Origin of the sequence: Pseudomonas auratipiscis (assembly GCF_036324085.1) — a bacterium.
Taxonomy (GTDB): domain Bacteria; phylum Pseudomonadota; class Gammaproteobacteria; order Pseudomonadales; family Pseudomonadaceae; genus Aquipseudomonas; species Aquipseudomonas auratipiscis.
Window position 1 is genome coordinate 45,529 of record NZ_JAZDCU010000002.1, and the last position, 22,183, is coordinate 67,711.

At 59.4% G+C, this 22,183-nt stretch carries 15 protein-coding genes; 4 read left to right on the top strand and 11 right to left on the bottom strand.

Annotated features, from left to right (window positions below; translation table 11 throughout):
* Positions 1-24 precede the first annotated feature (24 nt).
* Genes mscK through trxC form a run of 3 tightly spaced genes read left to right on the top strand, consistent with a single transcriptional unit; the run spans position 25 to position 5,369 of the window.
* Positions 25-3,384, top strand: a complete 3,360-nt coding sequence (mscK, locus tag V0R60_RS02645; protein WP_136478568.1) for a mechanosensitive channel MscK — start codon at positions 25-27, stop codon at positions 3,382-3,384.
* 58 nt (positions 3,385-3,442) lie between these two features.
* Positions 3,443-4,903 carry a protein adenylyltransferase SelO gene (selO, locus tag V0R60_RS02650; RefSeq protein ID WP_330078911.1) on the top strand — a complete coding sequence of 487 codons (1,461 nt, stop codon included), beginning with the start codon at positions 3,443-3,445 and terminating at the stop codon, positions 4,901-4,903.
* Between the two features lie 31 nt (positions 4,904-4,934).
* Complete coding sequence (gene trxC / locus V0R60_RS02655; RefSeq protein WP_136478570.1) at positions 4,935-5,369, top strand: thioredoxin TrxC; 435 nt, start codon at positions 4,935-4,937, stop codon at positions 5,367-5,369.
* On the opposite strand, the gene V0R60_RS02660 is transcribed toward trxC, so the two are convergent.
* The gene (locus V0R60_RS02660) at positions 5,366-6,139 is read right to left on the bottom strand and encodes a ParA family protein (protein WP_136478571.1); all 774 of its coding nucleotides are present in this window, start codon (positions 6,137-6,139) and stop codon (positions 5,366-5,368) included. The two genes, trxC and V0R60_RS02660, sit on opposite strands and share 4 nt — an antisense overlap.
* Positions 6,140-6,219: 80 nt before the next feature.
* The gene (locus tag V0R60_RS02665) at positions 6,220-7,113 is read right to left on the bottom strand and encodes a LysR family transcriptional regulator (protein ID WP_136478572.1); all 894 of its coding nucleotides are present in this window, start codon (positions 7,111-7,113) and stop codon (positions 6,220-6,222) included.
* Between the two features lie 153 nt (positions 7,114-7,266).
* On the opposite strand from V0R60_RS02665, the gene V0R60_RS02670 reads away from it, so the two are divergent.
* Positions 7,267-8,496 (top strand): MFS transporter, encoded by a 1,230-nt coding sequence (locus V0R60_RS02670; RefSeq protein WP_256658400.1) that lies wholly within the window; start codon positions 7,267-7,269, stop codon positions 8,494-8,496.
* Between the two features lie 76 nt (positions 8,497-8,572).
* Here the strand turns inward: V0R60_RS02670 and V0R60_RS02675 are convergent, their stop codons facing one another.
* From V0R60_RS02675 to V0R60_RS02715, 9 genes are all read right to left on the bottom strand, one after another.
* Positions 8,573-8,920, bottom strand: coding sequence for a YgiW/YdeI family stress tolerance OB fold protein (locus V0R60_RS02675; RefSeq protein WP_136478574.1), 348 nt, complete (start codon positions 8,918-8,920; stop codon positions 8,573-8,575).
* An 86-nt stretch (positions 8,921-9,006) separates the two neighbouring features.
* Positions 9,007-10,071, bottom strand: coding sequence for a uroporphyrinogen decarboxylase (gene hemE / locus V0R60_RS02680; RefSeq protein WP_136478575.1), 1,065 nt, complete (start codon positions 10,069-10,071; stop codon positions 9,007-9,009).
* Positions 10,072-10,245: 174 nt separating this feature from the next.
* Entirely contained in the window at positions 10,246-11,664 is a 1,419-nt protein-coding gene (locus tag V0R60_RS02685) for an FAD-dependent oxidoreductase (RefSeq protein WP_330078910.1), read from the bottom strand.
* 123 nt (positions 11,665-11,787) lie between these two features.
* The gene (gene gltB / locus V0R60_RS02690; RefSeq protein ID WP_136478577.1) at positions 11,788-16,233 is read right to left on the bottom strand and encodes a glutamate synthase large subunit; all 4,446 of its coding nucleotides are present in this window, start codon (positions 16,231-16,233) and stop codon (positions 11,788-11,790) included.
* 363 nt (positions 16,234-16,596) lie between these two features.
* On the bottom strand, positions 16,597-18,198 hold the full coding sequence (locus tag V0R60_RS02695; protein ID WP_330078909.1) for an AAA family ATPase: 1,602 nt from the start codon (positions 18,196-18,198) through the stop codon (positions 16,597-16,599).
* A gap of 16 nt (positions 18,199-18,214) precedes the next feature.
* Positions 18,215-19,312 (bottom strand): 3-dehydroquinate synthase, encoded by a 1,098-nt coding sequence (aroB, locus tag V0R60_RS02700; RefSeq protein WP_136478579.1) that lies wholly within the window; start codon positions 19,310-19,312, stop codon positions 18,215-18,217.
* Between the two features lie 100 nt (positions 19,313-19,412).
* Entirely contained in the window at positions 19,413-19,931 is a 519-nt protein-coding gene (gene aroK / locus V0R60_RS02705) for a shikimate kinase AroK (RefSeq protein WP_136478580.1), read from the bottom strand.
* Positions 19,932-19,935: 4 nt separating this feature from the next.
* Complete coding sequence (locus tag V0R60_RS02710) at positions 19,936-21,162, bottom strand: type IV pilus secretin PilQ (protein ID WP_330078925.1); 1,227 nt, start codon at positions 21,160-21,162, stop codon at positions 19,936-19,938.
* An 87-nt stretch (positions 21,163-21,249) separates the two neighbouring features.
* Positions 21,250-22,176: a pilus assembly protein PilP gene (locus V0R60_RS02715; protein WP_330078908.1), complete on the bottom strand. Its 927-nt coding sequence runs from the start codon at positions 22,174-22,176 to the stop codon at positions 21,250-21,252.
* Between the last annotated feature and the right edge of the window lie 7 nt (positions 22,177-22,183).

The window sequence follows — 22,183 nt, forward strand, 5'->3', positions numbered from 1 at the left end:
CCTGGTTGTAAGAACTTTCTGCCTATGTCCCTGCGCACTTCCCTATGCGCAGCCCTGCTCGGGCTGTGCCTGTCACTCTCCTTCGCCTGGGCCGCAGAGCCGCCAACCCGTGCGTCCATTCAACACAGTCTGGACAAAATCGCTGAACGAAAGCTGCCCGAAGCCGAACAGAAGGCCGTGCAACAGGTGCTCGAGAACACCCTGGCTTTCCTCAGCACCAAGGAAGACAGCGAGAAAAAGCTCCAGGCACTCAAGCAACAATTGAGTGAAGCGCCTCGGCGTACCAGCGAGAATCAACGAGAGCTGGCCAAGCTCAATGAAAGCAAGGTAGTTCCTGCCGCCCAACGCTATGCCACGCAGACCTTGCCGCAACTGGAACAGCTGCTGGCCGAACGTACCACCGAGCAAGGGGAGCTGCAAAAGGCGTTGTCTGAAGCCAACAGCCTGACCATCACCTCGCAAACCCGACCGGAGCGCTCACAGGCAGAAATCAGTGCCAACCAGACCCGCTCCCAGCAGATCAACAACATCCTTAAACTCGGCAAGGATGGCGGCAAACCGCTGACAGCCGACCTGCGCAACCAGCTCAATGCCGAGCTGGCCGCACTCAATGCGGTAACCGTGTTGCGTCGTCAGGAATTGGCCGGCAACAGCCTGTTGCAAGACTTGGGCAACAGCCAGCATGACCTGCTGATCGAGCGCGCCGCACGTCTTGAACAAGAAATCCAGGACCTGCAGACGCTGGTCAACCAAAAGCGCCTGGCGCAATCCCAACAGACCGTTACCGAACAGTCCCTGGAAGCGCAGAAAGCCGGCGGCAGCACCCTGCTTGCCACTGAAAGCGCAGCGAACCTCAAACTCTCGGATTACTTGCTGCGCAGCACCGACCGCCTCAACGAGCTGACCCAGCAGAATCTCAAGACCAAGCAACAATTGGACAGCCTGACCCAGGCCGACCAGGCCCTGGAAGAACAGATCAGTGTGCTCAAGGGCAGCCTGCTGCTGTCGAAGATTCTCTACAAGCAAAAGCAGGCACTGCCGCACCTGAAAGTCGACCGCAACCTGGCTGACCAGATCGCCGATATCCGCCTCTATCAGTTTGAGATCAACCAACAGCGCGAACAGATCACCAGTCCTAGCAGCTATGTCGACAAACTGCTCGTCAACCAGCCCAACGAAAACGTTACCCCACAACTGCGCAAAGCCTTGCTGGAAGTGGTGATTACGCGCAGCGACCTGCTGGAACGCCTGAATCGCGAACTGAGTGCCCTGCTCAATGAATCCATCACCCTGCAATTGAACGAAAAGCAGTTGCTCAGCACCTCTCAGAGCTTGCGCACCACGCTCGACGAGCAGATGTTCTGGATTCCGAGTAACAAACCCCTCGACCTCGAGTGGCTGCAGACCGTCCCCGAACGCCTGCAGAAGCAACTGGTAAGCCTGCCCTGGGGCTCCGGGCTCAAGGAGTTGGGCGACGGCCTGACCCAGCGTCCGCTGCTATTCCTGCCGTTGTTGCTGTTGATCGGTGCCCTGCTGTGGCGACGTAAATACCTGTATCAGCGCCTCAACAAAGTTCATCAGGACGTCGGTCACTTCAAGCGCGACAGTCAATGGCACACCCCTCAGGCGATTCTGATCAACATTCTCCTGGCCTTGCCGGTGAGCCTCGGCCTGGCGTTGTGCGGTTTTGCCCTGCAGATCGATGCCCGTGGTCAGAACGCCAACCTCGGCGCGGCGCTGTGGCAGATCGCCCAGGCCTGGCTGGTGTTCTACACCGCCTACAGAGTGCTTGCCCCGGGCGGTGTGGCCGAGTTGCACTTCCGATGGGACAAGCCACAAGTGGAGTTCCTGCGTCGCTGGATTCGCCGCCTTGGCGCCGTGGTCCTGGCCTTGGTCGGTGTCGTGGCAGTGGCCGAGCACCAACCTTCGGCACTGGCGGACGACGTGCTGGGTATCGGCGTGGTCTTGACCTGTTATGCCCTGATGGCATGGCTGCTTAGCCGGCTGCTGCTCAGCAGTCCTGCCCACCGCAACACATCGCTGTTCCGCCAGGCCGTGGGCGTAGCGTTCACCGCCCTGCCGATCGCCTTGTTCATCGCCGTTTGCTTCGGCTATTACTACACCGCGTTGAAGCTTACCGATCGCCTCATCGATACCCTCTATCTGCTGATGTTCTGGCTGGTGATCGAAGCGGCCTTCGTGCGCGGTCTGGCGGTGGCGGCGCGACGCCTGGCCTACCAGCGGGCATTGAGCAAACGCCAGCAGACCACCAAGGAAGGCCTGGACGGCGAAGTGATTGTCGAAGAACCGACCCTGGACATCGAACAGGTCAACCAGCAATCCTTGCGCCTCATCCGCCTGGCCTTGCTGGGTGGTTTCATCGGTGCGCTGTACTGGGTCTGGTCCGATCTGATCAGCGTGGTTGCCTACCTCGACAACATCACCCTATACGAATACACCAGCGGCACCGGCGCAACCATGAGCATGGTGCCGATCAGCCTAAGCGACCTGCTCGGTGCCCTGGTGATCATCGGTATTACCATTGCCTTGGCTGGCAACTTGCCTGGCCTGCTTGAAGTGCTGGTGCTGTCGCGCCTGAATCTGGCGCAAGGCAGTGCTTACGCCACCACTACCCTACTGTCCTACGTGATTGCCGGTGTCGGCTTTGTCTCGACCCTTTCCGCCCTCGGGGTCAGCTGGGACAAATTGCAGTGGCTGGTGGCTGCGTTGTCGGTGGGTCTGGGCTTCGGCATGCAGGAGATTTTCGCCAACTTCATCTCCGGCATCATGATCTTGTTCGAGCGTCCCGTGCGTATCGGTGACACCATCACCATCGGCAACTTGTCTGGTACGGTCAGTAAAATCCGTATCCGTGCCACGACCATTACCGACTTCGATCGCAAAGACATCATTGTCCCGAATAAAACCTTCATTACCGGGCAACTGATCAACTGGTCGCTGACCGACACCATCACTCGAGTCACACTCAAGCTTGGTGTCGACTACGGTTCGGACCTGGACCTGGTACGCACCCTGTTGCTCAAGGCTGCCAGCGAAAACCCGCGGGTACTCAAAGAGCCAGAACCGATTGTCTACTTCCTGAACTTCGGCGAAAGCACCCTGGACCACGAACTGCGCATGCATGTACGTGACCTGGGTGACCGCAACCCGGTGCTGGACGAGATCAACCGCTTCATCAACAAGGAATTCAAGAAGCAAAAGATCAATATCTCGTTTCGACAGATGGAGATCTACCTGAAGAACATGCAGGGCCAGGAATACAAAATGGTACCCGTTGAGAGCATGGACAAGACCGTCACGGTGAACACTGCGCTGGACCTCGACAAAAAGCCGGACGACGAGGCCACCGGCAAACCGACCTGACTGGACGCCGACGGCCATACCCTTGCAGAATGATCGGATATTCTGCAGGAGATGGCCGTTGAAAGCCCTCGACGAACTGAACTTCGACAACCGCTTTGCCCGCCTGGGCGATGCATTCTCAACCTCGGTGCTGCCCGAACCGATTGCCGAGCCGCGCTTGGTGGTGGCAAGCGATGCCGCCATGGCCCTGCTGGATCTGGAGCCTACCGAGGCGCATTCACCCGTGTTTGCCGAACTCTTCAGCGGCCACAAATTGTGGAGCGAAGCCGAGCCGCGGGCGATGGTCTATTCCGGCCATCAATTCGGTGGCTACAGCCCACGCCTGGGCGACGGTCGCGGTTTGCTGCTGGGCGAGGTGTACAACGACGCTGGCGAGCATTGGGACCTACACCTCAAGGGCGCTGGCCTGACGCCCTATTCGCGCATGGGCGACGGCCGTGCAGTGCTGCGTTCCTCGATCCGCGAGTTCCTCGCCAGCGAAGCCCTGCATGCCTTGGGCATCCCCAGCAGCCGAGCCTTGTGCGTAATCGGTTCGAGCACGCCGGTATGGCGCGAAACCCAGGAACGCGCGGCAATGCTGCTACGCCTGGCGCCCAGCCATATTCGCTTCGGGCATTTCGAGTACTTCTACTACACGCGCCAGCCCGAGCAGCAACGCATTCTGGCCGAGCACGTGCTGAGCCTGCACTTTCCCGAATGCCAGACCGAGCCTGAGCCTTACCTGGCGATGTTTCGCAGCATCGTCGAGCGCAACGCCGAAATGATCGCCCTGTGGCAGGCCTATGGCTTCTGTCATGGGGTGATGAACACCGACAACATGTCGATTCTGGGCATCACCTTCGACTTCGGCCCGTTCGCGTTCCTGGATGACTTCGACGCCAACTTCATCTGCAATCACTCAGACGATCAAGGCCGCTACAGCTATAGCAATCAGGTACCCATCGCCCACTGGAACCTGAGCGCCCTGGCCCAGGCGCTGACGCCGTTCATCAGTGTCGAGGCATTGCAGGACACCCTGACGTTGTTCCTGCCACTGTACGAAGCTCACTACTTGCACCTGATGCGCCGACGCCTGGGTTTGCAGCAGGCCGAAGACGGCGACAAGGCGCTGATCGAGCGCCTGCTGAAATTGATGCAGCCGGGCGCAGTCGACTACACCCTGTTCTTCCGCGGGCTCGGCGAGCAGCCTGCCGACGCAGCGGTACGCGTTGTGCGCGACGACTTTATCGACCTCGAAGGTTTCGACCGCTGGGCCGAAGACTACCTTGCACGCCTGCAGCGCGAGCCCGGCAACGCTGACGGACGCCGAGAGCGCATGCACGCCGTCAATCCGCTGTACATCCTGCGTAATTACCTGGCGCAACGCGCCATTGAGGCAGCGGAAGGTGGCGACTACACCGAAGTGAGACGACTGCACCAGGTGCTGACCAAGCCGTTCGAAGAGCAGCCGGGCATGCAGGCCTATGCCCAACGGCCTCCCGAGTGGGGCAAGCACCTGGAGATCAGTTGCTCGTCTTGACCCTACAGAACCCTAGATTCCTGGAGTATCGATGACCGACCCGCTAGTGATTCCCTGCCCTCACTGCAACGGCCTGAACCGCCTTCCTGCCGATCGCCTGGGCGATGCGCCCAAGTGTGGTCGCTGCAAGTATCCAGTCTTGTTGACCAGACCCTTTGAGCTCAAGCAAGGCGACTACGCCAGCCAGATCAAGGGCGATCTGCCGCTGTTGATCGACGTCTGGGCCGATTGGTGTGGGCCGTGCAAGTCCTTCGCGCCGATTTTCGAGCAAGCAGCCAGTCAGCTGAGTGGACGCTGCCGGCTGGCCAAGCTCGACAGCGAGGCCAACCAGCAATTGGCGGGGCAATTGGCGATTCGCTCGATCCCCAGCCTGATCCTGTTCAAGAATGGCCGGGAAGTGGCGCGTCAGAGCGGTGCGTTCCCACTCCAGCAATTGCTCGAATGGCTGCGTAGCCAGGGTATCTAGGCGTTTTCTTCGAGCAGCGAGTGCAGTTCGACAAACTGCTGAGTCAGCTTGTGCCGCGGCTCCAGATGAATCAAAGGCAAGCTGGCTTGATGCGACTCACGCATTTTCACCGAGCTGTTGAGGTACACCGGCAGTACCGGCAAGCCCTCGGCCAGCAGTTCATCTAGCATCTGCTGGGGTAGACTGGCGCGCGCCTGGAACTGATTGACCACGATGCCTTCAACCTGCAGGTCTTCGTTATGGTCTTCCTTGAGTTCCTCGATTTCGGCCAGCAGGCCGTACAGCGCTTGGCGTGAAAAGCTATCGCAGTCAAAAGGGATCAACACGCGATCAGCAGCGATCAACGCAGAAACTGCGTAAAAGTTCAGCGCTGGCGGGGTATCCAGATAGATCCGGTCGTAATCCTCGTCCAGCTCGTCGAGCAATTTGCGCAGCTTGTTGATCTTGTGTTTGGCCTCGAGCTTGGGCTGCAGATCAGCCAACTCGGCAGTGGCGGTCACCACGTGCAGGTTGTCGAAGGGGGTCTCGTAGATATCCACCTTGTTCTTCTTGGCAAACGGCCCGGACGACAGGGTTTGCTTGAAGAAGTCGGCAATGCCCATGGGAATGTCCTCGCCGGTCAAACCGGTGAGGTACTGGGTCGAGTTAGCCTGAGCATCCAGGTCGATCAGCAAGGTTCGATAGCCTTCATTGGCACTCACCGCCGCAAGGTTGCAAGCGATGCTCGATTTGCCCACACCACCTTTCTGATTGAACACCACGCGCCGCATGGAAAGACCTCCGTGTATCTGGGAATGACCGAGTATGTCGGCGCAGCGTCGGTTTAGCCAGCACCATCCAGCCCTTCAAATCAATGAAGTTGCTCGTCACACAAAAGGCTCGCAAAGGCATCGGCCATCGTCGTCGAAGAGGCTCGTCGCTGTACCAGCCAGACCGCCGTGTCCGCGCCTTCATCCAGGAGCTGGCGGTACACCACGCCATCGATACGCATACGCTGGAATGAAGCCGGCAACACCGACACACCCAGCCCCGCCGACACCAATCCGATGATCGTCATCACCTCACTCGCCTCTTGGGCAAAGTGCGGACTGAATCCGGCCTGGCGTGCCAGATTGAGCAACTGTGCGTACAAGCCACTGCCATAGCTGCGCGGGAAGAACACGAACGGCTCATCGGCCAGCGCGGCCAAATGCACGCCCGCTTCGTTGCCCTGGGCCAGCGGATGAGCGGCGTTGATCACCGCCACCAGTGGCTCGCGAAACAGCTCCTTTGCAACCAGGCTCTCGGGCAGGGCCAGCGGGCGCATCAACCCGACTTCGATGGACTCGTCGAGCAAGGCGTCGGCGACCGCCTGACTGCTCATTTCGCTGAGATTCAAGTGCACCGCCGGAAAACGCTGGCGAAAGGCGTAGATGGCCTTGGGGATGCTGGAGTTGAACGGCGCTGACGAGGTAAAGCCGATTTTCATTTCACCCAGTTCGCCTAACTGCGCGCGACGGGCGACATCCGCCGCTTTGTCGACCTGTGCCAGGACCAAGCGTGCCTCCTCGAGAAACAGCCGCCCCGCCTCGCTGAGCGCGACCCGACGATTGGTACGTTCAAACAGGCGCGCTCCCAGCTCTTGCTCCAGCGCTTGAATCTGCTGGCTCAGCGGCGGCTGGGAAATTCCCAGATTCTGCGCCGCCCGGCCAAAATGCAGCTCTTGGGCAACGGCAATGAAGTAGCGCAGGTGGCGCAATTCCATGAACACCTCAATAGGTCGTAAAACCTCTTAAACAGGTCGAACAATATATTGGAAATGATCATTAGCCAGCTATATGCTTTTTTCACTGCCTGACAGGCCGTAGCGCCCCCGAGGTCACCCGTGAAAACTGCTGTTGCTTCACCTGTCCACAAACTGTCCCCTGCTCCGCTCGACGAAATCGTCGCCAACCTCAACGAGAACTGGATTGAAAAGGGCACACCGGCCTTCCTGCGTACGGTGCTGGCGCTGTTCTGCGGTGGCTTTGCCACCTTCGCCCTGCTCTATTGCGTACAGCCCATGATGCCGCTGTTGTCCCAGGAGTTTTCCATCAGCGCGGCCCAAAGCAGCCTGATTCTCTCGGTATCGACGGCTACTCTGGCGATCGGCTTGCTGATCACCGGACCAATCTCCGACCGCTTCGGGCGCAAGCCGGTGATGGTCTTTGCATTGTTCTGCGCAGCGTTGTGCACCATCGTCAGCGCCCTGATGCCAAGTTGGCACGGCGTATTGCTGAGCCGCGCCCTGCTTGGGCTGTCGCTGAGCGGCCTGGCGGCAGTGGCGATGACTTATCTGAGTGAAGAGATTCACCCCCAGCACATCGGTCTGGCCATGGGGTTATACATCGGCGGAAACGCTATCGGCGGCATGAGTGGTCGTCTGATCACCGGCGTACTGATCGATTTTGTAAGCTGGCACACAGCGCTGCTGGTAATCGGTAGCCTGGCACTGATTGCAGCGGCCGTATTCTGGAAGATTCTTCCCGAGTCCCGTAACTTCCGCCCACGCTCGTTGGGCCCGCGCAGCCTACTCGAAGGCTTCACCCTGCAATTTCGCGATGCCGGATTGCCTTGGCTGTTCCTCGAGGCATTCCTGCTGATGGGCGCGTTCGTTACGCTGTTCAACTACATTGGCTACCGCCTGCTGGCCGAGCCTTACCACATGAGCCAGGCGTTGGTCGGCTTGCTCTCGGTGGTGTACTTGTCTGGTATCTACAGCTCGGCGCAAATTGGCGCCCTGGCGGACAGACTAGGTCGGCGCAGGGTGTTCTGGGGCACTATCGTGCTGATGCTTGGTGGTCTGCTGCTGACCTTGTTCAGCCCCTTGCTGCTGGTGATCATCGGCATGTTGGCGTTCACCTTCGGCTTCTTCGGCGCGCACTCGGTGGCCAGCAGCTGGATTGGACGGCGTGCGACCAAAGCCAAGGGCCAGGCGTCGTCGCTATACCTGTTCAGTTACTACGCGGGGTCGAGTGTGGCCGGTACAGCCGGTGGCGTGTTCTGGCATGAAGCAGGATGGAACGGGATCGGCCTGTTCATTGGCAGTTTGCTGGTGGTGGCACTGTTGGTGGCGTTGCATCTGAGCAAGTTGCCAGCCAAGGCCTGAATGCAACCAAGGCCGCCCCCACATTGCAGTGGACGGCGGCCTTGTCGGCAATCGGCTAAGGAACAGCCCCTAGCAGTCAGTTGATCACTTCAACCAGATCGACATCAATTTCACGGCTCATCAGTTTCTTCTCGACTTCACCGGTCAGCTTGACCTTGGTCTTGTCGTTGAAAGGCACTGCCGGCATGTCTTCATTGTCGATTTCGACAGTGATGGTGCCCGTATTGTCCTTGAACTCGAACTTGTCGTCGTTGTTCAGCTTCTTGATCACAAAGCCCTGCAGGACCACTGGGGTGTCGTCAGCAGCATCGTTGGCTGCGGCAACCGTGGTCACCGGCTGAGCGCCTGGACCGGTATAGCCGGCGGCCAGGGCGGCGGTGCTGAACAGAGGGGCAAGCAGCAGAGCGAGATAACGAGTTTTCATGGTTCAGATCCTGTCTGGGTTTCGATGGAGCCAGATTACCCAGACAGGCTGAATTCAAGCTTAAAACTCGGTGGCAGCGGCCAGACTTACTGGTGGTACTGCGCCGACAGTTCGTGCACGGCGTTGATGAACGCACCTGCATGCTCCGGATCAACTTCCGGGGTGATCCCGTGGCCAAGGTTGAAGACATGCCCGGTGCCATGACCATAGCTGGCCAGGATACGACCGACTTCGGCGCGGATGGCCTCAGGCTTGGCGTACAACACTGTCGGATCCATGTTGCCTTGCAGGGCAACCTTGTTGCCCACGCGCTGGCGGGCTTCTCCGATATCGCACGTCCAGTCCAGACCCAGCGCATCGGCGCCGGCGTCGGCGATGCTTTCCAGCCACAGGCCACCGTTCTTGGTGAAGAGGATCACCGGCACCTTGCGACCTTCGTGTTCGCGGATCAGGCCGCTGACGATTTTGCGCATGTAGGCCAGCGAGAACTCCTGATAGGCCGCCGCCGACAGGTTGCCGCCCCAGGTGTCGAAGATCTGCACCGCTTGCGCACCGGCCATGATCTGACCATTGAGGTAGCTGATAACCGACTGGGCCAGTTTATCGAGCAGCAGGTGCATGGCCTGCGGATTGTCGTAAAGCATGGCTTTGGTCTTGCGGAAGTCTTTCGACGAGCCGCCTTCGACCATGTAGGTCGCCAGGGTCCACGGGCTGCCGGAAAAACCAATCAGCGGTACGCGGCCATTGAGCTCGCGGCGAATGGTGCTGACAGCGTCCATCACATAGCCGAGGTCTTTCTGTGGATCAGGGATCGGCAGGGCTTCGATATCGGCCAGGGTGCTGACGACCTTCTTGAAACGCGGGCCTTCGCCGGTCTCGAAATACAGGCCCTGGCCCATGGCATCGGGAATGGTGAGGATGTCCGAGAACAGAATCGCCGCGTCCAGCGGATAGCGGTCCAGCGGCTGCATGGTGACCTCGCAGGCAAACTGCGGGTTCATGCACAGGCTCATGAAGTCACCAGCCTTGGCGCGGCTGGCGCGGTACTCCGGCAGGTAGCGGCCGGCCTGGCGCATCATCCACACAGGGGTGACGTCTACAGGTTGCTTGAGCAGGGCGCGCAGAAAACGATCGTTCTTCAAGGCAGTCATGTCGGCATCCGGAAAAAAAGTGCGGGCATTTTCTCAGACACCAACGGAAAAGGCACGGTAAGTACCGTGCCTTTTGTCTATCGACTTGTGACAGATCAATAGATTTGCTGCATTTGTCGCGAGTTAAGCCTGCTCCCCCTGGATGGGAGCGCAATTACCCCGCGACCGGACACGTCAGACTTCCAGGTAATCCAGGATGCCTTCGGCAGCATTGCGTCCTTCGAAGATCGCCGTCACCACCAGGTCAGAACCGCGAACCATATCGCCACCGGCGAAGATCTTCGGGTTGCTGGTCTGGTGCTTGAAGGTGTTCTTCTCTGGTGCCACAACACGCCCCTGGCTGTCGGTCTGAATGTCGAACTGCTGGAACCACGGTGCCGGGCTCGGGCGGAAACCGAAAGCGATGACCACGGCGTCAGCCGGGATGATCTCTTCGGAACCCGGGATCGGCTCAGGGCTGCGGCGGCCGCGGGCATCTGGCTCGCCGAGACGGGTCTCGACAACCTTGACGCCTTCAACCTTGTCTTCACCGACGATGGCAATTGGCTGGCGGTTGTAGAGGAACTTCACGCCCTCCTCCTTGGCGTTCTTCACCTCTTTGCGCGAACCGGGCATGTTGGCTTCGTCACGACGGTAGGCACAGGTCACCGCCTTGGCACCCTGGCGGATGGATGTGCGGTTGCAATCCATCGCGGTATCGCCGCCGCCAAGCACCACAACCTTCTTGCCTTTCATGTCGACGAAGTCTTCCGGCGATTTTTCGAAGCCCAGGTTGCGGTTGACGTTGGCCACCAGGAAATCCAGGGCATCATGTACACCCGGCAGGTCTTCACCCGGGAAGCCGCCCTTCATGTAGGTGTAGGTACCCATGCCCATGAACACTGCATCGTACTCTTCGAGCAGTTGTTCCATGCTGATGTCCTTGCCCACCTCGGTGTTGAGACGGAACTCGATACCCATGCCCGTGAAGACTTCGCGACGATTGCTCAGCACGGTCTTTTCCAGCTTGAATTCGGGAATGCCGAAGGTCAGCAGGCCACCGATTTCCGGGTTGCGATCGAACACCACCGGGGTTACACCGCCGCGCACCAGTACGTCGGCACAGCCAAGGCCCGCGGGGCCGGCACCGATAATTGCGACACGTTTATCGGTCGGTTTGACCTTGGACATGTCTGGGCGCCAGCCCATGGCGAAGGCGGTGTCGGTGATGTACTTCTCCACCGAACCGATAGTCACCGCACCAAAACCGTCATTGAGGGTGCACGCGCCCTCGCACAGACGATCCTGAGGGCACACCCGGCCGCACACTTCCGGCAAGGTGTTGGTTTGGTGCGACAGCTCCGCAGCAGCGAGGATGTTGCCTTCGGAGACCAGCTTCAACCAGTTAGGGATGAAGTTGTGCACCGGGCACTTCCACTCGCAGTACGGGTTGCCACAGCCCAGACAGCGGTGAGCCTGTTCAGCCGACTGCTGGGGTTTGAAGGGTTCGTAGATTTCCACGAACTCCTTCTTGCGTTGACGCAACAGTTTCTTCTTCGGATCTTTGCGCCCGACCTCGATGAACTGGAAGTCATTACTTAGACGTTCAGCCATGTTCAAAACCTCATTACCGCAGTTGCAAGCCTCAAGCCGCAAGCTGCAAGACGATCACTTAAGCCGGGCAAACTTCGTACTGCGCTCACGTGCAGCTTGAAGCTTGCCACTTGCAGCTGTTGTTTACTGTGGGTTGGCGCGGGTGCTGGACAGCAGGTTCTTCAGGTTTGCCGCCTTCGGCTTGACCAGCCAGAAGCGACGCACGTAGTCGTCCAGGTTTTCCCAGAGCTCACGCCCCCATTCGCTGCCGGTTTCTTCGACGTATTCGCCCAGCACGCGCGAAAGGTGGCTACGGTAGGCCTCCATCGCTTCGCCACTGATGCGCTGGATTTCCACCAGTTCATGGTTGAGCTTGTCTACGAAGCTGTTGTCCATGTCCAGTACGTAGGCGAAACCGCCCGTCATACCAGAGCCGAAGTTGTAACCGGTCTTGCCCAAAACGCAGACAAAACCACCGGTCATGTATTCACAGCAGTGATCGCCTGTACCCTCGACAATCGCGTGGGCACCGGAGTTACGCACGGCAAAGCGCTCGCCCGCGGTGCCAGCAGCGAACAGCTTGCCGCCAGTGGCGCCGTACAGACAGGTGTTGCCGACAATGGCACTGTGCTGGGTGGCGAACGGGCTGCCTGCAGGCGGCACGATAACCAGCTTGCCGCCGGTCATGCCTTTACCGACGTAGTCGTTGGCATCACCTTCGAGGTACATGTTCAGGCCGCCGGCGTTCCACACACCAAAGCTCTGACCAGCCGTTCCTTTGAAGCGGAAGGTGATCGGCGCGTTGGCCATGCCCTGGTTGCCGTGCAAACGGGCGATTTCGCCAGAGATGCGTGCACCGATGGAACGGTCGCAGTTGCAGATATCCAGTTCGAACTGGGCACCGGCCAGGTCGCGAATAGCCGGCAGGGCCATTTCGACCATCTTCTCGGCCAGCACACCCTTGTCGAAGGGCGGGTTACGGTCGACTTCGCAGAACTGCGGTTTGTCGGCCGACACGTGCGGGCTGCCCAACAGCGGGCTGAGGTCCAGGTGCTTCTGCTTCTCGGTCTCGCCGGGGAGCATTTCCAGCAGATCGGTACGCCCGATCAACTCGCCGAGGCTGCGAACACCCAGCTTGGCCAGCCACTCACGGGTCTCTTCGGCCACGTAGGTGAAGAAATTCACCACCATATCGACGGTGCCGATGTAGTGATCCTTTCGCAGCTTGTCGTTCTGAGTGGCGACGCCGGTGGCGCAGTTGTTCAGGTGACAGATACGCAGGTATTTGCAGCCCAGGGCGATCATGGGCGCGGTACCGAAGCCAAAGCTTTCGGCGCCGAGAATGGCTGCCTTGATGACGTCCAGGCCGGTTTTCAGACCACCGTCGGTCTGTACCCGGACCTTGCCACGCAGGTCATTGCCGCGCAGGGTCTGATGCGTTTCAGCCAGGCCCAGCTCCCACGGTGCACCGGCGTACTTGATCGAGGTCAGCGGCGAGGCACCAGTACCACCGTCATAGCCGGAGATGGTGATCAGGTCTGCATAAGCCTTGGCTACACCGGCAGCGATCGTGCCGACACCCGCCTCGGCCACCAGCTTGACCGATACCAGCGCCTGAGGGTTGACCTGCTTGAGGTCGAAAATCAGCTGCGACAAGTCTTCAATCGAATAGATGTCGTGATGCGGTGGTGGCGAAATCAGGGTTACGCCAGGTACGGCATAGCGCAGCTTGGCAATCAGGCCGTTGACCTTGCCGCCAGGCAGTTGGCCGCCCTCTCCGGGCTTGGCGCCCTGGGCAACCTTGATCTGCAGCACTTCGGCGTTGACCAGGTATTCAGGCGTAACGCCGAAACGACCGGTAGCAACCTGCTTGATCTTGGAGCTGCGGATCGTGCCGTAACGCGCCGGATCTTCACCGCCTTCACCGGAGTTGGAGCGTGCCCCAAGGCGGTTCATGGCTTCGGCCAGCGCTTCATGCGCCTCAGGCGACAACGCGCCGAGGGAGATGCCAGCAGAATCGAAGCGTTTGAGAATTGCGTCCAGCGGCTCGACTTCTTCCAGGGCCAACGGCTGATCGGCGACCTTGACCTTGAGCAGGTCACGGATCATCGACACCGGACGGGTGTCGACCAACGCGGTGTATTCCTTGAATTTGGCGTAGTCGCCCTGTTGTACAGCAGCTTGCAGTGTGTTGACCACATCCGGGTTGTAGGCGTGGTATTCGCCGCCGTGAACGAACTTCAGCAGGCCACCCTGCTGGATCGGCTTGCGCGCGCTCCAGGCTTCGGCAGCAAGCAGCTTCTGTTCATTCTCGATGTCGACGAAGCGTGCGCCCTTGAGACGGCTGGCAACGCCCTTGAAGCTCAGGCCCACCACTTCTTCGGACAGACCGACGGCTTCGAACAATTGAGCGCCGCGGTAGGAACCGATGGTCGAAATACCCATCTTCGAGAGAATCTTCAACAGACCCTTGGAGATGCCCTTGCGGTAGTACTTGAACACTTCGTCCAGGTCGCCGAGCACTTCGCCGGTACGGATCAAGTCAGCCAGTACTTCATAGGCCAGGTACGGGTAAACCGCCGAGGCGCCGAAACCGAGCAGCACGGCAAAGTGATGCGGGTCACGGGCGGTAGCCGTTTCTACCAATATGTTGCTGTCGCAACGCAGGCCCAGCTCGGTCAGGCGATGGTGAACAGCGCCCACGGCCAGCGAGGCATGCGCCGGCAGCTTGCCCGGAGCGATATGACGGTCGCTCAGCACCAGTTGGGTCTTGCCGCTGCGCACCGCTTCTTCAGCCTGGTCGGCGATGTTGCGCACCGCAGCTTCCAGGCCAATGCTTTCCTCATAGTTGAGGTCGATCAGCTGGCGCTCGAAGCCCGGGCGATCAAGATTCATCAGCGAACGCCACTTGGCGGGCGAAATCACTGGCGAGCTGAGAATCACCCGTGAGGCATGCTCAGGGGATTCCTGGAAAATGTTGCGCTCGGCACCGAGGCAGATCTCCAACGACATGACGATTGCTTCACGCAGCGGGTCGATCGGCGGGTTGGTCACCTGCGCGAACTGCTGGCGGAAATAGTCATAGGTCGAGCGCACGCGCTGGGACAGAATCGCCATCGGCGTATCGTCGCCCATCGAGCCGACGGCTTCCTGGCCTTGCTCGCCAAGCGGACGCAGCACCTGGTCACGCTCTTCGAAGGTGACCTGGAACATTTTCATGTATTGCTTGAGCTGATCAGTGTCGTAGCTGGCCACGCCCTGGTCATCGCTCAAGTCAGCCTGGATGCGCAAGGCATTCTGGCGCAGCCAGCGCTTGTACGGATGGCGCGACTTGAGACGATTGTCGATGGCGTCCGTGTCGAGGATCTGACCGGTTTCGGTGTCCACGGCAAAGATCTGGCCTGGGCCGACCCGGCCTTTGGCGATCACGTCTTCAGGCTTGTAGTCCCACACGCCGATTTCCGACGCCAGGGTGATGTAGCCGTTCTTGGTGGTGACCCAGCGCGCCGGACGCAGGCCGTTGCGGTCGAGCAGGCAGACTGCATGGCGACCTTCGGTCAGTACCACGCCCGCCGGGCCGTCCCACGCTTCCATGTGCATGGAGTTGTATTCGTAGAAGGCACGCAGGTCGGCGTCCATGGTCTCGACGTTCTGCCACGCTGGCGGAATGATCATGCGCACGCCACGGAACAGATCGATGCCACCGGTGACCATCAGCTCGAGCATGTTGTCCATGCTCGAGGAGTCGGAGCCGACACGGTTCACCAATGGGCCGAGTTCTTCCAGATCAGGGATCAGTTCGTTTTCGAACTTGGTCCGCCGAGCCTGGGCCCAGTTGCGGTTACCGGTAATAGTGTTGATCTCGCCGTTGTGGGCGAGGAAGCGGAACGGCTGCGCCAGCGGCCATTTCGGCAAGGTATTGGTGGAGAAACGCTGGTGGAACACGCAGATAGCGGTTTGTAGGCGCTCATCACCCAGGTCTGGATAGAAGGCGACGAGATCCGCCGGCATCATCAGGCCTTTATAGATAATGGTCTTGTGCGAAAAACTGCAGATGTAGTGGTCGGTGTCGGCGGCGTTGGCCACCGACGAGCGACGACGAGCGCTGAACAGCTTGATGGCGAAATCTTGATCGCTCAGGCCTTCGGCACCGATGAACACTTGCTCGATCTGCGGCAGGCGCTCCAAGGCCAGTCGACCCAGAACGCTGGTATCGATCGGCACTTTGCGCCAGCCCACCAGTTGCAGGCCCGCTGCGAGAATCTCGCGATTCATGTTTTCGCGTGCCGCTTCAGCCTTGGTGGCGTCTTGATTGAAGAACACCATGCCAACGGCATATTGCTTGGGCAGCTCGGCGCCGAAATGTTCCAGGGCGACAGCCCGCAGAAACTGATCCGGCTTTTGCATTAACAGACCACAACCGTCACCGGTCTTGCCGTCGGCGTTGATGCCACCGCGGTGGGTCATGCAAGTCAGCGCCTGAACGGCTGTTTGCAGTAGGTGGTGGCTGGGTTCACCCGTCATATGGGCGATCAGGCCGAAACCACAGTTATCCTTGAATTCTTCGGGATGGTACAGACCTGTTTTCATAGACACTTTCTCACCAGGTTCGCCTCTCACCAAGGCAAATCTTTTTTTAGTACAACCACTTACCATCCACGCCGAACGAATGCCAGCTTTGCGGGGGCAATAGAGGAGCCATTGTTGCACAGCGACAGGGAAGCCCACAAATTTACGACGAATATTCGTAAATCCATGTCGCGTTTTTGAATGTTTTTAAGCGCGCACCGTGGTAACGGAATAGCTTGAGTCTGAAGCGTTTCAGCCTGGACTGCAAGATGGGCTTGTGGCCGGCAGTCTGGGACAGAAAAGCCTGCCGCGTATCACGCAGCAGGCTTGACCGTAAATCAGGAGTCGCTCAGCAGGTGGCGGGGGTAGTGCCACCAAGCTTTATCAACGGGTCGCAGCGAGTTCTTGTTGAACGCTGGCGACGGTACGAGGCCAAGGTTTACCAGCCTGAACCTTGGCTGGCAAGGCTTTGATTGCTGCCAGGGCTGCATCACGGCTGGAGAAGCTACCGTAAGTGATGACGTACAGCGGCTTGCCCTGCAAGGTTTTCTTGAAGTAGCGATAGTCGCCACCCTGAGCTTTCACGTATGCCTGGGCAGACGCCTCGGAGCTGGTACCGAGGATTTGCACAACGTAATTGCCTGGCTTCTGCCCAGCATACCAGCTACCGCCTGCAGCAGGCTTGGCGGCCGGCTTCTCTGCTGGCTTCGGCGCGGGCTTGGCGGTTGCAACCTGAGTCGGCGCAGGCTTGGCCACAGGCGCTACCGGCTTACTGGCAACAGGTGCAACCGGCTGCGGTACAGCTGCTGGCTGAGCCTGACTTACCGGCTGTGCGGGCGCGGGTGCAGGACCTGCGCTAACTCCGGCAGGCGGGGCAATGGTGGTGACCGTCGGTGGCTGCAGGGCGGTATCGGCGGCCGGGCCACCATCTTCGCCATCACCCATGCCAGTGGATTCAGCCAGCGGGCCACGCATGACCGGCTGTGACTGGCCGACCAGCGGCAATGGCATTGGCTGTGAGTTACCAGCAAATTCGATCGCCGGGCTGCCGTTGTTCGATTGCGCATTCCCCGGCTGACCTTGGCCCAGCGGCAATTGAGCCTGCTCTGCGGGGGCGCTGGGCGCTTGATCGCCTTTCTTTGGCATCAGCACGGCCGCAGCAACAGCGACCACTACGACAGCAGACAGCGCCAGCACGTGTTTTTTAGGCATATTGAACCCCATTGATGGTCGCTTCGCCGTGGTTCGGCTAGCGATCATGGCTTCGATCAAGGTATCGCGGGCAACCTGGTTGATGTTTCCAGGCCAGCCGTCCGAGTTTTGGTGAATATCGGCGATCTGATCATTGGTGAAAACCTCGATCCCTCGTCCGGCACCTTCCAGGCGCTGTTCGAGGTATTCCCGGGTTTCTTCTTCGCTATAGGGTGCAAGCTCGATGACATGGAAGCGCTCCAGGTCAGCATTGAGTTCTTCCAGCCCAGCGATCAACGACGGTTCGCCGAAAAGGAACACGTGCGGGCGTCCCTCCGGTGTGCCCGCAGCCAATTCCAGCAAGGCTTGGAGTGCCGACTCGTCAAGTTGTTCCGCATCGTCCACCAATAGGTAGACCTCTTGCCCGGTCAGTGCCAGTTGCACGACCTGAGCCAGCAATTCGGGAACTTCAGGCTGGGCGACACCCAAGGCCTGAGCGACCTGGCCGAGCACACTGGCAGCGTCAGTGGCGCCACGGGCGGAAACCACCACGCTTTGCACTGACTGCTTGTTGGTACTGGCAACCAGGGCTTGGCGCAGCAGCGTCTTGCCGCTGCCCTGCGGGCCGGTTACAACCAGCAGCAACTGACTGTAACGTGCCAGGTGATGCAACTGGCCAAGCACTGGCTTGCGCTGGGCCGGGAAGAATTTGAAACCAGGCACCCTTGCTGCGAAGGGATCGTGGTTCAACTGATAATGGCCGAGAAAGGCCTCGTCGGCATGCAAACTAGTCATCGGACGCTCATCAACCTCAAAGCTGGGCCACTATCGCGCGGTAATCCGCGGCGAGGGTGGCCTGAAGAATCTCTTTCGGATAGTCGTCGGTGACCACTGCCTCGCCCATGCGGCTGAGCAGGACCAGACGCAAACGACCGTCGAGTACCTTTTTATCTACTGCCATGTGTTCCATGAACTGGGCTGGCGTCATGTCCTGCGGCGGCACTACCGGCAAACCGGCGCTTTGCAACAAGCGAATACCACGATCGCGATCCTGCTGGCTGATCCAGCCCAGGCGCATGGACATCTCCAAGGCCATCACCGTACCCGCAGCCACCGCCTCACCGTGCAGCCAGACACCGTAACCCATTTGGGTTTCGATAGCGTGGCCGAAGGTATGGCCGAGATTGAGGGTGGCACGCACACCGGACTCGCGCTCATCGGCGCCGACAACTGCAGCCTTGGCCGCACAGGAGCGACGAATCGCCTCCGTCAGGGCAGCCTGATCCAGTTTGCGCATCGCCGCCACATTCGCTTCGAGCCATCCCAGGAACGGTTCGTCACAAATCAGACCGTACTTGATCACTTCGGCAAGGCCCGCCGACAGCTCACGCGGTGGCAGGGAGTTGAGACTGGCAGTATCAATGAGCACGGCATTGGGCTGATAGAAGGCGCCGACCATGTTCTTGCCCAGCGGATGATTGATGCCGGTCTTGCCGCCCACCGACGAATCGACCTGGGACAGCAAGGTGGTAGGCACCTGGATAAAATCCACGCCGCGCTGATAACAGGCAGCTGCAAAGCCTGCCATGTCACCGATGACACCGCCACCCAAGGCAACCACGGTGGTCCGCCGGTCGTGACGGGCAGTCAGCAAGGCATCGAAAATCAGTTGCAGGGTTTCCCAGTTCTTGTAGGACTCACCATCAGGCAGGACCACCGGAAGTACCGAATAGGCACCCAGGGTCTTGCTCAGTCGTTCGAGATACAGGGGCGCGACAGTCTCATTGGATACGATAGCGACTTGTCTGCCAGCGATATGCGGCGCCAGCAGCTCGGCCTGATCCAGCAGGCCCTCGCCAATGTAGATCGGGTAACTACGCTCGCCCAATTCGACCTTAAGTGTCTGCATGTGTCCCCACAATGAACAAGGCGCGACCTCGATAACTCGATCCGCGCAATAAACGGTGTGCCCTGTCACGGCATGACTGGTCGCCGAGGATAAGCCTGGCTTAACGGGGCGGCAACTTCTGCAAGCGTTCGAGAATATCCTGCACGACCATTCGTGGTGGCCGTTCGTCGGTTTCCACTATAAGGTCGGCAATCTCGCGATAGAGCGGATCACGGACCTCCAGCAGGGCACGCAACGTCGCCTCCGGATTGGCCGTGCGCAACAGCGGTCGGTTGCGATCACGCGAAGTGCGCCCAACCTGCTGCTCTACCGAAGCATGCAAGTACACCACACGCCCTCCGGCGTGCAGAGCCTGACGATTGGCATCGCGCATCACCGCACCTCCGCCGGTAGCCAGAACCACGCCATCGAACGCGCATAGCTCGGCGATCATCGCCTGCTCACGGTCTCGAAAGCCCGGTTCGCCTTCCTTATCGAAGATCCACGGGATATTGGCGCCGGTGCGCAGTTCAATTTCCTTGTCGGAATCCTTGAACGGCAGGCGCAGCTCTTTGGCTAACAGGCGACCGATGGTGCTTTTACCAGCACCCATGGGCCCCACAAGTATCAAATTTCGCACAGAATCAACGACTCACAGCAATCGCCTGGTCACTCATGATACGCGGAGTCAGGAAGACCAGCAGCTCGGATTTTTTCTCTTGTAGAACATCGCGACGAAACAGCCGCCCAACATACGGCACATCGCCGAAAAATGGCACCTTGTCGACAACTTTACTTTGCACAGTGGAGTACACGCCGCCAATCACGATAGTTTCCCCATCGCGTACACGAACCTTGGCATTGACCTCGTTTTTGCGGATTGCCGGCACCTGAGCAAGGGCGTTGAGGTAGTCGGGTTCGTCCTTGGTGACCTTCACCGCCATGATTACCCGATTGTCCGGGGTAATCTGCGGAGTCACTTCCAGCGATAGCGAGGCTTCGCGAAAAGTCACCGAAGTAGCGCCGCTGCCGCTGGTTTCCTGGTAGGGCACTTCGGTGCCCTTGAGAATCCGGGCGGTCTCCTTGTCGGCCGTGACCACCTTGGGCTGGGAGATGATTTCACCATTGCCGGACTTCTCCATGGCACTGAGCTGCAAGTCCAGCACCAGGTTATCTCGCACAAGGCCCAGGCCAATGGCTGAGGTAGCCCGCTCCACGCCCAAATCGACAAACGTGTCGCCAGCCGCGGAGCCAAGGCCACTGCCTGAACTTGCTTGCGCGCCCCAGCGCATGCCAAGACTTTTTTCGAAATCGACATTGGCTTCGACAATTCGCGCCTCGATCATCACCTGGCGCACCGGCACATCCAGGCGAGTGATCATTTCCTTTAGTTCTTCGAGCCGCTCGGGGGGCTGATGAGCGATCAGGGTGTTGGTTCGTTCATCGACACTCAGCGCCCCCTGCCCGGAAGCCATTGGATCAGTCGGCGCAAGTGTCTGGAATACTGCGGCAATATCTTTCGCCTGGGCATAATGAATCGGCAGCAACTCACGGCGCATCGGCGCCAGCCCAGCCACCCGCTGACGCCCTTCGAGCAGCTGTTTTTCGTACCCCGCAAGCTCCGCGATCGGCGCTATCAGCAAGACATTGCCTTCGGCGCGTTTTTCCAGGCCTTTGCTGCGCAGTACCAGATCCAGCGCCTGCTCCCAGGGCACCTCCTGCAAACGCAAGGTAACCCGACCCTGCACGGCATCACTGGCAACCAGATTTACCCCACTGAAGTCGGCCAGCACCTGCAGTACCGCGCGCACCTCAACATCCTGAAAATTCAACGACAACGCTCGGTCACGCTCGACGCTGCCAACGGCCATCGGGTTCACTAGCCCCCACGCAACCAGCCAGGCGATTGCTGCCCCGCTCCACTTTGTCTTCACCTGCGACCTCCCTGGTTCGCTCCCTTATCCGGTGTTTGCCGGCAATTTCAGGCCAAGCGTTCGGGTTCTCTCGACCCAGCCTTCGCCCTGCACGAAAACTTCTTCGGTGATTTCCACCTCGCGTTCATCGATACGCACAACCCGGCCGTTATTACGTCCCAGCCGATCACCCAATTGCAGGCGATGAACGAAGCCCGCAGCCCGCAGCAACGCAAAACGAACCTGATTGCGCGCAAGACTGCCGACCATTTCGAACTGTTCGAGCGGTAACGTCCGCAGGTACTCACGCGGCAGCGTCTGTGGCGAAGACTGAAAAGGGTTGCGCAACGAATCTGGCACAGGCCCAACCAGCCCGGGCTCAGCAACCGGCACTTCAGGCCATGCGCTTGCCTCTAGGCTGCGATAAGCGCTGACACGCACCTGCATGCGCAGCCCATTCGGGGCGTTCTCCTCATCCGCCAACAGGGAAAAGTCCTGCGCGGTAAGTAGCCGGGGCAACTGGGCCAAACCATGGAAAAAAGCCGCCAACCCAGAGTAAGAGCCACGCAAGTGAAGCTGCATGGGCAGCTCAATGTGCTGGTCATGCAGCACCTGCGCCAGCACCTCCAAGTGTTCGACAAACACCCCGTGCGCATGCCCTCGAAGCGCAACCACCTCAAGCAGATCAGCCAACTCACCGCCTGCTTCCAAGCGCCAGCGCGATACATTCAGGCTTTCATTGGCTGCAGCCAGTTGCGCTTCTGCGGATGCAAGCGCCTGCGCTCGACTGGCCCTGTCGATGCGTTCGATATTCATGCGCCGAGTCTGCTCATGGGCGGCTTCAACCCCTGAAAAAAGCACTCGCAAGTGCAACGCGTAAGCCAGCCCGAGCAGCAGCACCAGACAACACAACAGAAAAAACACTTGCCTGATGCCAGAGGCACTCGCCAGCTGTTGCCATCGAAACATCATCGACACA

Excerpts from the sequence above, each read along its gene's own strand:
- V0R60_RS02660 (WP_136478571.1), bottom strand. The coding sequence starts at position 6,139 with ATGCGGCGCGTGGTGTTCAATCAGAAAGGTGGTGTGGGCAAATCGAGC.
- V0R60_RS02710 (WP_330078925.1), bottom strand. The coding sequence starts at position 21,162 with ATGGCCGTTGGCAGCGTCGAGCGTGACCGAGCGTTGTCGTTGAATTTT.
- trxC (WP_136478570.1), top strand. The coding sequence starts at position 4,935 with ATGACCGACCCGCTAGTGATTCCCTGCCCTCACTGCAACGGCCTGAAC.
- V0R60_RS02695 (WP_330078909.1), bottom strand. The coding sequence starts at position 18,198 with ATGACTAGTTTGCATGCCGACGAGGCCTTTCTCGGCCATTATCAGTTG.
- gltB (WP_136478577.1), bottom strand. The coding sequence starts at position 16,233 with ATGAAAACAGGTCTGTACCATCCCGAAGAATTCAAGGATAACTGTGGT.
- V0R60_RS02665 (WP_136478572.1), bottom strand. The coding sequence starts at position 7,113 with ATGGAATTGCGCCACCTGCGCTACTTCATTGCCGTTGCCCAAGAGCTG.
- V0R60_RS02715 (WP_330078908.1), bottom strand. The coding sequence starts at position 22,176 with ATGATGTTTCGATGGCAACAGCTGGCGAGTGCCTCTGGCATCAGGCAA.
- aroB (WP_136478579.1), bottom strand. The coding sequence starts at position 19,312 with ATGCAGACACTTAAGGTCGAATTGGGCGAGCGTAGTTACCCGATCTAC.
- hemE (WP_136478575.1), bottom strand. The coding sequence starts at position 10,071 with ATGACTGCCTTGAAGAACGATCGTTTTCTGCGCGCCCTGCTCAAGCAA.
- V0R60_RS02685 (WP_330078910.1), bottom strand. The coding sequence starts at position 11,664 with ATGGCTGAACGTCTAAGTAATGACTTCCAGTTCATCGAGGTCGGGCGC.
- mscK (WP_136478568.1), top strand. The coding sequence starts at position 25 with ATGTCCCTGCGCACTTCCCTATGCGCAGCCCTGCTCGGGCTGTGCCTG.
- V0R60_RS02675 (WP_136478574.1), bottom strand. The coding sequence starts at position 8,920 with ATGAAAACTCGTTATCTCGCTCTGCTGCTTGCCCCTCTGTTCAGCACC.